We start from the raw sequence: 12,253 nt of genomic DNA, 5'->3' as shown, positions 1-12,253 counted from the left end.
ACTGGTTCTACTGGTTCTACTGGGGCTATTGGTGTAACAGGAGCTACCGGCTTTACTGGCGTTACTGGTGTAACAGGAGCTACCGGCTCTACTGGGGCTACAGGTATTACTGGTTCCACTGGACCTACTGGGGCTACCGGACTTACTGGTTCTACAGGATCTACCGGCTCTACTGGCGTTACTGGTTCTATCGGCTCTACTGGCGCTACCGGCTCTACTGGGGTTACTGGCGCTATAGGAATTACTGGTGCTACTGGACCTGCGTTTACTGAAGGATTCTCTGCCTTTAAAAACACGTTGGCTGTTAGTGGATCTACTTCAATCACTAACTGGAGTGTCGCGTCACCATACTTTACAACACCTGCATTCAATCCAACAACTGGCATATTCACTGTACCAACCACAGGTAGATATTCCTTTGAAGCAACTATTAACTACTCCACTACTGCTGCCATTAGTGTTACTTTAGGAGGGGGAATTAACCCATCATTTGCAATTAGGCAAAATGCTACAACAAATTTAATTAGTGGCTTATTCCCTGTACTAAACGTCAATGTGGCACTTGTATTAACTTTACGAGCAGTTCTTGGAAATGGCACAATCACTTTGGCAGGAGAAGTGAATTTAAATGCTGGAGATACGATTGATTTGTTCTATGAAGCCAATGGTTTGACTATCTCTCTTACACTAGGTGGAGCTAACTCTGGTGGTATCGTTTGGTCATGTCATCGAATTTCTTAGAACTAGGTTATCTAGAAAATTTGGATATATAGATGTAGAAATAGCAAACTATGAAATAGTTAGTTTGCTATTTCTCTTTTTGTCTTTTGAACTTACTTCAATAAAAAAATAGTACAAACATTATGTTTGTACTATCGTGCTTCTACTAACAAAAAATTTCCGCCAACACTTCAGCGGCAACATGTTTACCTTGTTGGACACATTCTGGGATGGATATTCCTTCGAATGAACTACCTGCCAATTTTACAGTTGGAAAATGTTCTCGTAATTCCTGCTTTATACGTTGGACCTTCGCCTCATGTCCAACGGTGTATTGTGGCATCGCATTTTTCCAGCGTGTAACTACTGTCGTTATCGGTTCTCCATCTATACCGATAGTTTTATTTAAATCCTGTAGCACTGTTTTTTCAATCTCAGTATCTGATAATGCTACAATCGCTTCGTCACCCACTCGACCAATATAACTACGTAATAACACATAATCATCAGGTGAGGTACCCGGCCATTTTCGATTCATCCACGTACATGAAGTGATTGAAAAATCGCTATTTCGAGAGACATAAAATGAGAGCGCGTCTAAATCACCAAGCTGCTCCTTTTTAAATGCCATTGTAACAGTTGCGATAGTTGCAGCTTTCATTGTCCCTAGTTCATTTAATAAATTATACTTACTGAACATCTTATCCGCCATATTAAAGGGTGTAGCAATAATGACTGCATCCGCTTTAATATGTGAGAAATTGTTTAGCATTACATGTACAGACCCATCTTTTCCATGCTCAATTTCTTCGACCTTGACACCTTTCATCACTGTCCCCGGAAGTAGAGATTCCTCAATACTCTCGATTAATGTTTCAAGCCCATTACTAAAGGTTTGAAAAATCCCTTTATTTTCATGAATAAAATCATTACTCAAGAAATTTGTTCCAGCCTTTTTCATCCCTACTAATAAGCTACGATATTTTTGCTCTAGATGATAAAGCTGTGGGAAAGTAGAGCTCATACTTAATTGCTCAATATCCCCTGCAAATGTCCCAGCTAGTAATGGTTCCACTAAATTTTCAACAACCTCTGCCCCAAATCTTCTTCTAAAAAATGCTCCCAATGGTTGATCATCGTCTTGTGCTGAACGTGGGATAAAAAAATCACCTGCCGCACGAACTTTACCGCTTAGTGAAAACAAGCCTGATGTAATAAATGACGAGATATGTGGCGTTTCTCCTGATAATAGATGGCTTGGGATTGGGTATAACTGACTTCCAACAGCAACATAGTGAGGTCCTGCATTACTTGTCATGATTTTATGTTCGATACCGAGATCCTTTGCTAAAGCATTTACATAATTTTCACGGTCAAAAAAGGATTCTGGCCCACGTTCAATAATAAAACCATCTTTTCTTAGTGTTTGAATTTTTCCGCCAAGACGTAATGACGACTCGACAAGTACGATATCTAATGGCAATTCTTTTGTGCTTGCTTGTTTTTGCATATAGAACGCAGCTGTAAGGCCCGTAATACCACCGCCTACAACAACTACCTTTCGTCTTTTCTGAGTCACCAACATCATCACTTTCTTTTCGCTTAGCTTAATTTTTTATAAATCGCATCGACCATTGCATCAATAAATAAAGGATGTGTATTTGGCATCGATGGACGATAATATTTTGCGCCTAGTTCATCACAAACAACTTTACATTCAAAATCATTATCATATAACACTTCTAAATGCTCTGTTACAAAACCTACTGGTGTATAAACAAATGAACGGAAGCCTTTTTCTTCATAAAGCTCACGTGTTAAGTCTTGAACATCTGGTCCAATCCAAGGCTCTGGTGTCTGTCCTGCTGATTGCCAGCCGACCTCAACGTTTTTCAAACCAGTTGCCTCTTGAATAAGTCGGGCTGTTTCAATTAATTGATCCTCATAAGGGTCACCTAAATCTTTAATCTTTTCAGGAAGTGAATGAGCTGAAACAATTAAGCATGCTGTTTCACGTTCTTCTTCAGACATTGACTTAAATGTATCATTAACTTGTTGTTTCCAATACTCAATAAATTTAGGTTCATCATACCAAGATTCTACTGATGTAATCGTTAAGCGATCTCCTGCTGCTTCCACAGCACGGCCATTATAAGATTTAATAGAGAATGTTGAGAAATGAGGAGCTAAAACAATTGATACCGCTTCATTGATGCCCTCTGCCACCATTTGCTCTATTGCGTCCTCAATAAATGGATGAATATGCTTTAAACCAATAAACAATTTATATTCTACAGCATCCTGAACTTCATTTAAACGTGCACATAATGCTTCAGCTTGTGCCTGTGTTGCTGCTGCTAAAGGAGATAAACCTCCAATTGCTTCATAGCGACTACGTAAATCTTCTAAATGCTCTTCCGAAGGTTTGCGACCATGACGAATATGTGTATAGTAAGGTTCAATATCCTCTTCTTTATAAGGTGTTCCGTATGCCATTACCAATAAGCCTTTAACTTCTTTCATTACCCTTTTCACCTCTAAAATTGTTTTATGTTTTCATACATTATGTGATAAAAAGAAGCTGTCCAATCTATTATGTTGGACAGCTCCCTTTCTATGATAAAAATTACGAACATAGAAAAGGACATATTTCACATTTGATTCGCTTTTTTTAAGAACGAGCTTGAATTTGTTGTGCACTATATTCATGAATAAGTGTCGTTAAACGTTTTAAGACCTCTGGATCAACCTCAGGGAAAACACCATGACCTAGGTTAAAGATATGACCTGGCATTTCTAAACCTTGATCGATAATATCTTTTGTACGTTTTTCAATGACTGACCAATCTGCCAATAATAGCGATGGGTCTAGGTTACCTTGGACTGGTTTAGTAATACCATTCGCACGTGCTTCTTTTATTGGTAAACGCCAATCTAAGCCGACAACATCAATCGGTAAATCATTCCATTCTTTCGCTAAATGACTTGCACCGACACCAAATTGAATCAATGGTACGTTTTCTTTTTGTAATTCCGCAAAAATCCGCGTCATAATTGGTTTTATAAATACACGGTAATCTTCCACATTTAAAGCACCCACCCAAGAATCAAATACTTGGATTGCTTTTGCACCAGCTTTAATTTGGGCAGTTACATCTGCAATAATCATGTCAGCAAGTTTATCCATTAACGCAAACCAAGCTTGCGGTTCTGACACCATAAATGATTTTGTTTTGTTATAATTTTTAGAAGGACCACCTTCAATCATGTAGCTGGCAAGTGTAAATGGTGCTCCAGCAAAACCAATCAACGGGACATTTAATTGCTCTTCTGTCAAGATTTTAATAGTCTCTAATACAAATGGTGTATGCTCTTTAGCATTGAATTCACCTAAATTATCAACATCTGCAACTGAACGAATTGGATTAGAAATAACAGGACCAACACCTGCTTTAATTTTTACATCTATGCCAATTCCAGGAAGAGGTGTGACAATATCTTTGTATAATATAGCTGCATCAACATTGTAATTTTCTACAGGTAGACGAGTGACATATGCACATAGCTCTGGTTGATGTGTAATTTCCTCTAATGAATATTTTTCTTTGATGGCACGATATTCTGCCTGAGAACGTCCTGCCTGACGCATATACCATACTGGCGTGTGTGTAGTTTTTTCTCCACGAGCAGCACGCAGAAGTGTATCGTTAAAAGTTGTCATGAATAATTCCTTCCCCTCGATAAATTCATTACTATCCATACGCCCTGGCGTAATTGTGTCCAGATTTCTTACTGTTTACTCTTCTCTTCAAAATCTGCAAAATCGACCAGAGGCTTTATCTTGAATCAGTGGGTTCACCACTCTCTATAGCGGAAAGAGTCTTCTGTATCTTATACTTCGATTTCAGTACAAAAAACATTTGCTGAATCAAGAAAAAAATGTATTATTTATTCCTTTATTATTGATATCCGTTTCCAATAGTAAACGCTTCCTCTGTTATTGTATAGTTTTCCTAGTGAAATGTCATAAAATTGTTCATTCTAGACAGATTCTTTTTAGACAAAGCGTTAGACTTATGCTGAAAAGGGTATAATCACGCTATAATTAGTAAGATTCATAAGGAGGATAAATTGATGAATATTTATTTAACTTCTGGTACTGGTGATTTTTTAGAACAACTGAAAAATAAGTATCCAAATGAGCATATGATCTTAATTCATGGAGAGGGAAATTCCGTATTAATTCATGAAACTGAAGGAAAATCCGTTTTTGCCACACCTCGCAAATTTGAAGTGTTAGATTCAGTAAACGAGTTAGAAGAACATGGATTCTTTGTTCTTAATAATATTCCCGTAACAGATGAAGGACGCCCTGTTTTCGAGCATCGCTTTTTACAACGTTCACATGTCATTGAGGAAGAGCCGGGCTTTGAGTCCTACAGATTACTTCGTCCCATCAAGGATGACACTTATATTGTTATGACTCAGTGGCATGGACCACATTCATTCGAAGCATGGAAAAGCTCTAAAGCCTTTGAAAACGCACATGCAAAAAGAGATGATTCTAGTGGTGTAAATCAGCAGAACATCTTCTCGGCAGCGTCCTACGTTACAACTTATAGTGCTATGCCAAAAGAGGATACAGAATAGACCTACAACAAATAAAAGCTCATCTTCTCAGCACAGGCTGGGAAAATGAGCTTTTCATTATTTAGATACTTTCGCAGTCAATTCGCTAATTACTAAAACAATGACAACTACAATATAAAACATCGGCTGTGTAATCGCACATAATCCTACGATGATCGCTTGTGTAATCATAGCTAGACGTACAATTTGCTTCACAGCTAGTTGACGAGCATTATCCGGCAACGGAAACAGCATGTCCATGCGGAATTCCCCACTTGAAAGTAATGCCTGTTTTAATTGGATAGTCGTTGCAAAGCTTAGTGCCGCGGCAACAATCCATGTAACTATTGGAATGTCTACAAATGCTGCAATTACTGCTGAAATGGCCGTAAGACGGAGCCATAAATAAAAATGATCATCTGTACGAACAAAGGTACGAAATACTAAATACTTTTGAGCGTTATTTTTACCATATGGAACGAATTTATAGAGCCAGTCCATCCAGCCTCGACGTCGGATGCTTCCATGTAAATGGGGTACATCTGTAAAATAATTGGCGAAACGGTAAAAGCTCATCATTCGATTTTGCTCAAGCTTTACAAAATGTTCGTAAGGTACTGGTTCTCCTGCAGATTTTTTTCTAAAGACAATAATATAAATAATACTAATGACTGTAGCTACAATTGATAGAAGCAACTGAGCTTGCAGCCCCATAAAAACAGCGGCAGCAAATATTATTGCTCGAATCAGCCTGTCCACCCAAACCATTTGACCTCGTTCACTATATCGATAGCTGAATTCTCCTCGTACACTTATATATTTCAGCACAATCACAAGTAGGAATATCGACCAAATGTCACCCGTTGTTAAATCCGTCACTGCTTTTAATAGCGGAATACTAACAATGTAGACAATCGCTACAATCCAAACCTGAGACCAAAATGTCCAAGCTAATGCCTTACTAAAATACAGCGACATTTTTGATTCAAGGGGCAATAGGTACACTTGGTCTGGCTCTCTCAAAAGCGTAGTAGGGCGACTAAAGGCCAATAAGACGCCTATAAAAACAGCAATAAGTATTTCAGCTGGGAAATCTGTCTGTACAACTTTCAACCATTCACTATATTGGTAGCCTCCTGCTCCAATTAGAAATACAAGTACAATGGCAATATGCCCTGTAAAAATAAATTGCATATATTTTTGTACTTCTCCTATATAATGCATGAAGCGAGAGGACCATACATCACGCAAGTTCTTCATGGTCCCGCTCCTTTGTCATTGCAATATATAGATCGTCCAATGTTGCATTGGGCATCGCAAATGTTTGTCGCAAATCTGCCATCGTGCCTTGCGCTCGAACTCTTCCTTCGTGCAATAATATAATTCGATCACAATGCTTTTCAGCTGTCGATAGAATATGCGTAGACATTAATATGGAAGCACCTTCTTTTTTCTTCTCATCCATTTGATCTAATAATGATTGAATTCCGAGTGGATCTAACCCCACAAAAGGCTCATCAATAATATAAAGACTAGGATTCACTAGAAAGGCACACATAATCATAACCTTTTGACGCATTCCCTTTGAAAAATGTGATGGGAACCAGTTTAATCTTTTCTCCATTCGAAATTCCTTTAAAAGTACTTCAGAACGAGCATCTAGAGTTGCCTTATCAATACCGTAAGCCATCGCTGTTAATTCTAAATGTTCCCTCAATGTTAGCTCATCGTAAAGCACAGGGGTTTCAGGGATATAAGAAAAGGCTGTACGATACTTGTCCGTATCTTCCTTTAACGTTACCCCATTAAGGTAAATATCCCCTTCTTTTGGCAACATTGTTCCTATTATATGTTTAATCGTTGTACTTTTACCGGCCCCATTCAAGCCAATTAAGCCAACAAGCTCTCCTTTTTCAATAGTAAAAGATAAATCTTTAATAACAGGTTTTCTTGTATATCCACCTGTTACATGCTGTACCTCTAATACTGACATAACCTCACTCCTCTTCTTGTTTTATATTTTATCAAAAATTAGCAAATGATACAGGTTTGAGTATGATAGAATGAATTTACATATAAGATAAGGGGGAAATTCTCATGAGCGATTGCCTATTTTGCAAAATTATCGATGGATCCATTCCAAGTACAAAAGTTTATGAAGACGATCATGTCTATGCATTTACAGACATTTCACCAGTTGCAAAAGGTCATACTTTACTAATACCAAAGCATCACTGCCAAGATCTATACGAAATGCCAGAGGATGTTGCACGCAACTTATATGCTGCGGCACCGAAAATTGCGAATGCCATTAAGGCTGCGTTTGAGCCAATCGGTTTGAATACGATTAATAATAATGGGGCAGCGGCTGGACAAACTGTGTTCCACTATCATCTACATTTTATTCCGCGTTATGACGAAAAAGAAGGCTTAGGTTTAGTTTGGCAAACACAAAAATATTCACCAGAACAATTGGCTGAAGTGGCAGAAAGTATTAAAGCCAACCTATAACGATTTTTGTCATATATTAACATTTTAATAACCCACATACTGTATTGCAAATATAAAAATTTTAGCGTACAATCACAAATAAGTTTCGCTAACGGTCAAGAGGACACGTTGGGAAACTAATAGATTAGCTCAGTCGAGGAGAGATAAAAAATGAATACAAAGAATTTAGTATTAATGGCCCTTTTAGTTGGGATCGGTGCGGCACTATATGTCGTTACACCAGGAATGATTAACGGCATGAAACCCGATTTCATGTTAACAATGATGTTTATTGGCATATTATTGTTTCCTACAGTGAAAGAAACGTTTTTACTTTCGCTAGCAACAGGTGTACTTTCAGGTTTGTTCACAACATTTCCTGCCGGTCTAGTTCCAAACATTATTGATAAAGCTGTAACAGGCTTTGTGTTTTTAGCTGCTGTAATTGTTCTAAAAAAGATAGCAAATAGCTTCGCTGTCTCTGCAGTTTTAGTTGGTTTAGGAACTATACTATCAGGTACAGTCTTTTTAACAGTGGCACTTTTTGTTTTCAATGCAAATGTAGGTGCAACGTTTGCGATGCTCTTTATTGGGGTTGTCCTTCCAGCGGTAGCATTTAATGTCGTTGCTTTTGCTATTATTTACCCTATTGTTGCAAAATTAGTGAAGCGCTCTAAATTTGTGACTGCCATTTCTCAGATTTCATAAATACTAACTTTAAAATAATCGAAAGAAACTGAACGGTGATGCTCTATCACTTGCTCAGTTTCTTTTTCTTTTTGTATTCATGCAATTCATGGTTTAATAGTAGTTAATCATGACAAGAAATGAGGTATATAATATGAAAGCAAAACCTTTCTTAATTGGACTAGCAACAGGTATTATTGGTGGAACAGTTGCTGTGCTGTTCTCAACCCCACAATCAGGCCAGCAGTTACGCACAACGTTAAAACAAAATGCTGACCAAACAAAAGGTATGCTCCTTGATGTTAAACAACAAGTAGGGACTGTGAAACATTCTGTCAATACATTAACAAACGAAGTTAAAAATAATATCCCACAAATAATAAATGATTTAAAACAAACAATTACGACTTTTACAGAAGAAATAGAGCCAAATAAAAATAATTTGCAACAAGAATTAGATGCTTTACAGAATTCGATAAGCGAAATCGAGAAAAACATTGCACAATTCACAGAAAATAAGAAAAAACCGCAGGAAAAAATTAGCGACTAAAGTCCTCTTTAGACGCAAGTTAATCTATTTTTCCACCAAAAACTATTGCTATAATATTATTTTTTAACCACTTTTCAATTTTTTAATTTTTCTAACTTTAAACTTTTTTTCTTTACTGCTATAATATTTTTAAAAATGTGAAAGAAAGCAGTAGGTGATGGTTTTGTCAGAGGAATTATACACACAAAAAGAAGCAATGCTTTATAGTCAAAGAATCGCACAATTATCGAAAGCATTATGGAAAGCGGTTGAAAAAGATTGGCAACAATGGATTAAACCATATGATTTAAATATTAATGAACATCATATTTTGTGGATTTCCTATCATTTAAAAGGGGCATCCATTTCCGATGTAGCAAAGTTTGGAGTTATGCATGTATCTACAGCATTTAATTTCTCCAAAAAATTAGAAGAACGTGGCTTCCTTAAGTTTTCGAAGCGAGATGACGATAAACGTAATACGTATGTTGAGCTAACTGAAGCTGGTACAGAGCTCATTGTAGAGATGAATAAAAACTACCATAATACTTATCATTCTGTATTAGAAGGATCATTGGCCTTAAAAGACTTATATGGCCGTTTCCCAGACTTTTTAGACGTAATGGCTGTCATTCGTAATATTTATGGTGAGGATTTCATCGATATTTTTGAACGCTCCTTCCAGCATTTCCGTGATTCCTTTGACACGCTTGAAGAACGTCCAACTGTAAAAGGTTAAATAAGGCTATCGTACAGATATTTCCTGTGGATTCTAGCTGTTTATTCAGGAATAAATCATGTGAAAGGAGGTATTTCAGAAATATTTCTGAAGTACCTCCTTTCTCTTGCATTCTAAGACAATTCAATTTACATTAAATAGGACACTTCCTATTTTCGGAGTTGATAATAAACCATGCACTGTTGGAAAATTTTAAATCTTGAACATCATTATGGCACTACGCGTATTATTATAATGGGTGTCATTACTTTCTTATCCGTTTTTTCAGTATCGTATGTGACGTTTAATTTATTCAATGAAGAGCACTATACAGATCGTTTATTCTGGCTCTTTGTAATAGCTGTATTAACACTTTATCCGGTTCACAAGTTTTTACACTTTCTGGCTCTTTACGATTTACGCCAGCATCTTAAATTGCGTGTCCGTACGCAATTTTATCTAATTCCGGTTTTACACATGCGTATTCATGAGCCTTTATCCAAAAACCGATATATATTAGCACTTCTTACACCTTTTATCGTTCTCAATACTAGTATTATAATAGGCACTTGGCTACTACCAGCATACACACATTATGGTACATTGCTGTTAGCGTATCACTGTAGTCTATGTTTGATTGATATACTTTACGTGAAATATTTATTGCACTCTCCAAAAAACTCACAAATTGAAGAAACACCAAAGGGCTATGAAATTTTAGTTCCACCAACTGTTCACTAAATTGCTTGTACTTGTTTTTTAATGGCGTTCTTTGTTATGCTATTACTATTGAAAGAGGGGAGGAATAGACTTGCTATTAATGATTGTAGTTCTATTCTCGGTATTCTATTTATTTCAAATTAACCGTATGACATATGCTCTATGTATGCGACGTGAAATTCCCGAAGAAAACCAGCCAAAAATATTCCGAACTATAAATATACTTATTACCATTTTACTTGTCTCATTTTATATTGAAATTTTATACGCAGTATAACAACTGAAAAGTAAAATACATTCACATCCGCACGCTACAAGATAAGTTGAGTCCCCATAAAACAACTACTCAAACCATTACTAATGGCTTGGATCTCTGGCATGCGGCGTGAATGCTAACATTGTTAAGAAAAGCTAAGAGTTAATGGAGCTCTTAGCTTTTCACTGTTTTATTAATTAATATAGGAACGCTGCACCAACGATAATTAATAAAATAAATAACACAACTAATAAAGCAAAGCCTGAGCCGTAGCCACCGCCACCGTATCCTCCGTTGCCCATAACTTCACCCCCTTTCTTTTCTATATCCTATGCGCTTCAAAAATTGAAATATAGGCAATACTCAAGGGGGAACCATTTTGTTTTTAAAACGTTTATGTTATAGTAAAAAATGGACGAAACCATGTTAGGAGAGAATATCCACTATGAAAAAGACAGTTTTATCTTTAACTTTAGCTGCTTCTGTTTTAGCGCTTGGTGCGTGTAGCGGCGGAGATAGCAAAGCAATCGTTACTTCTAAAGCTGGCGATATTTCAGTTGCTGACTTTAATGAAAAAGCCAAATCTTTAACAGGCTCATATGTATTACAACAAATGGTGACTGAAAAAGTATTGTCTGACAAATATGAAGTAACAGATAAAGAACTTAAAGAAGCTTATGATACTACAGCTTCACAATTTGGTGATGGTTTTGCACAAGCACTTGCTGAAAGTGGCTTAACAGAACAAGGCTTTAAAGATTCTTTACGCGTTCAACTTCTTCAAGAAAAAGCTTTAAAAGATCAAGCTATTAAAGAAGAAGATGTGAAAAAATACTACGAGCAAATGAAAACAGAATTAAATGGTCGTCATATTTTAGTAGCAGATGAAAAAACAGCAAAAGAAGCCATTGAAAAAATTAAAGGTGGCGCTAAATTTGCTGATGTAGCAAAAGAGTACTCAACAGATACAGCTTCTGCACAAAATGGTGGAGAGCTTGGTTGGTTCTCTGTTGGTTCAATGGTTGATGAGTTTAACGATGCTGCTTATGCGCTTGAATTAAACACTTTAAGTGGGCCAGTAAAGTCTAGCTTCGGCTATCACGTAATCGAAATTACGGACAAGCGTGACGTGAAAGATGTTGGTTCATTTAAAGATGAAGAAGAAAAAATTCGTACATCGATGTTAAGTAAATTGAACCAAACAGGTGAAGCGCAAACTATTCTAAAAGACATCGTTGCGAAAATGGCAAAAGATGCAAATGTTAAAACTTCTGATAAAGATTTAAAAGATTCCCTAGAATTCTTTACTACAACAAGTGAAGAACAAGCTAAAGCAGCTGAAGAAGCAGCTAAAAAAGCAGAAGAAAATGCTTCTAAGGAAGAATCTAGCGACAAAGCAGAAGATACAGATAAAGAATCTAAATAATTAGGATGATTGACCTTTTTCATTAAAGGAGCGACATCCTCAAAAAAAGGGAGCATCTCATAATACGGATGCTCCCTT

At 36.8% G+C, this 12,253-nt stretch carries 14 protein-coding genes and 1 pseudogene; 9 read left to right on the top strand and 6 right to left on the bottom strand.

Translation table 11 applies throughout. From position 1 onward, the window contains the following. Positions 1–741, top strand: a pseudogene (locus tag B3D94_RS22920) (collagen-like protein); the annotation flags it as partial. 145 nt (positions 742–886) lie between these two features. On the opposite strand, the gene hemY reads toward B3D94_RS22920, so the two are convergent. The 3 genes from hemY to hemE form a co-directional block, all read right to left on the bottom strand. Continuing rightward, positions 887–2,308, bottom strand: a complete 1,422-nt coding sequence (gene hemY, locus B3D94_RS22915; protein WP_069482601.1) for a protoporphyrinogen oxidase — start codon at positions 2,306–2,308, stop codon at positions 887–889. Positions 2,309–2,322: 14 nt separating this feature from the next. After that, positions 2,323–3,243, bottom strand: a complete 921-nt coding sequence (gene hemH / locus B3D94_RS22910; RefSeq protein WP_291761171.1) for a ferrochelatase — start codon at positions 3,241–3,243, stop codon at positions 2,323–2,325. A 148-nt stretch (positions 3,244–3,391) separates the two neighbouring features. Beyond that, on the bottom strand, positions 3,392–4,441 hold the full coding sequence (hemE, locus tag B3D94_RS22905; protein WP_291761168.1) for a uroporphyrinogen decarboxylase: 1,050 nt from the start codon (positions 4,439–4,441) through the stop codon (positions 3,392–3,394). 413 nt (positions 4,442–4,854) lie between these two features. On the opposite strand from hemE, the gene B3D94_RS22900 reads away from it, so the two are divergent. Continuing rightward, positions 4,855–5,370: an antibiotic biosynthesis monooxygenase family protein gene (locus B3D94_RS22900; RefSeq protein ID WP_291761165.1), complete on the top strand. Its 516-nt coding sequence runs from the start codon at positions 4,855–4,857 to the stop codon at positions 5,368–5,370. Positions 5,371–5,427: 57 nt separating this feature from the next. On the opposite strand, the gene B3D94_RS22895 is transcribed toward B3D94_RS22900, so the two are convergent. Beyond that, entirely contained in the window at positions 5,428–6,609 is a 1,182-nt protein-coding gene (locus B3D94_RS22895) for an ABC transporter permease (RefSeq protein WP_069482603.1), read from the bottom strand. Next, the gene (locus tag B3D94_RS22890; protein WP_008173321.1) at positions 6,593–7,342 is read right to left on the bottom strand and encodes an ABC transporter ATP-binding protein; all 750 of its coding nucleotides are present in this window, start codon (positions 7,340–7,342) and stop codon (positions 6,593–6,595) included. Before B3D94_RS22890 ends, B3D94_RS22895 begins: the two co-directional genes overlap by 17 nt. Positions 7,343–7,446: 104 nt before the next feature. Here B3D94_RS22890 and B3D94_RS22885 point away from each other — a divergent pair, with 104 nt between their 5' ends. From B3D94_RS22885 to B3D94_RS22860, 6 genes are all read left to right on the top strand, one after another. Further along, positions 7,447–7,860, top strand: coding sequence for an HIT family protein (locus tag B3D94_RS22885; RefSeq protein ID WP_036120324.1), 414 nt, complete (start codon positions 7,447–7,449; stop codon positions 7,858–7,860). 150 nt (positions 7,861–8,010) lie between these two features. After that, on the top strand, positions 8,011–8,547 hold the full coding sequence (locus B3D94_RS22880) for a tryptophan transporter (RefSeq protein ID WP_291761156.1): 537 nt from the start codon (positions 8,011–8,013) through the stop codon (positions 8,545–8,547). Between the two features lie 133 nt (positions 8,548–8,680). Continuing rightward, positions 8,681–9,076: a YtxH domain-containing protein gene (locus tag B3D94_RS22875; RefSeq protein WP_025117254.1), complete on the top strand. Its 396-nt coding sequence runs from the start codon at positions 8,681–8,683 to the stop codon at positions 9,074–9,076. Between the two features lie 157 nt (positions 9,077–9,233). Beyond that, positions 9,234–9,794 carry an HTH-type transcriptional regulator Hpr gene (locus B3D94_RS22870; RefSeq protein ID WP_008173331.1) on the top strand — a complete coding sequence of 187 codons (561 nt, stop codon included), beginning with the start codon at positions 9,234–9,236 and terminating at the stop codon, positions 9,792–9,794. Between the two features lie 174 nt (positions 9,795–9,968). Further along, the gene (locus B3D94_RS22865; RefSeq protein ID WP_069482604.1) at positions 9,969–10,514 is read left to right on the top strand and encodes a DUF3267 domain-containing protein; all 546 of its coding nucleotides are present in this window, start codon (positions 9,969–9,971) and stop codon (positions 10,512–10,514) included. A gap of 70 nt (positions 10,515–10,584) precedes the next feature. Beyond that, a complete protein-coding gene (locus B3D94_RS22860) occupies positions 10,585–10,770 on the top strand; it encodes a hypothetical protein (RefSeq protein WP_008173337.1) in 186 nt (61 codons plus the stop codon). Between the two features lie 176 nt (positions 10,771–10,946). On the opposite strand, the gene B3D94_RS22855 is transcribed toward B3D94_RS22860, so the two are convergent. Next, positions 10,947–11,051 (bottom strand): YjcZ family sporulation protein, encoded by a 105-nt coding sequence (locus B3D94_RS22855; RefSeq protein ID WP_004230765.1) that lies wholly within the window; start codon positions 11,049–11,051, stop codon positions 10,947–10,949. Between the two features lie 143 nt (positions 11,052–11,194). Between B3D94_RS22855 and B3D94_RS22850 the strand changes: the two genes are divergently transcribed. Further along, complete coding sequence (locus tag B3D94_RS22850) at positions 11,195–12,175, top strand: peptidylprolyl isomerase (protein ID WP_291761140.1); 981 nt, start codon at positions 11,195–11,197, stop codon at positions 12,173–12,175. Positions 12,176–12,253 lie beyond the last annotated feature (78 nt).

Source organism: Lysinibacillus sp. UBA5990 (genome assembly GCF_002429815.1).
GTDB classification, from domain to species: domain Bacteria; phylum Bacillota; class Bacilli; order Bacillales_A; family Planococcaceae; genus Lysinibacillus; species Lysinibacillus fusiformis.
Note: the sequence above shows the minus strand (reverse complement) of the source record. Positions and strands in the feature narration are given on the sequence as shown.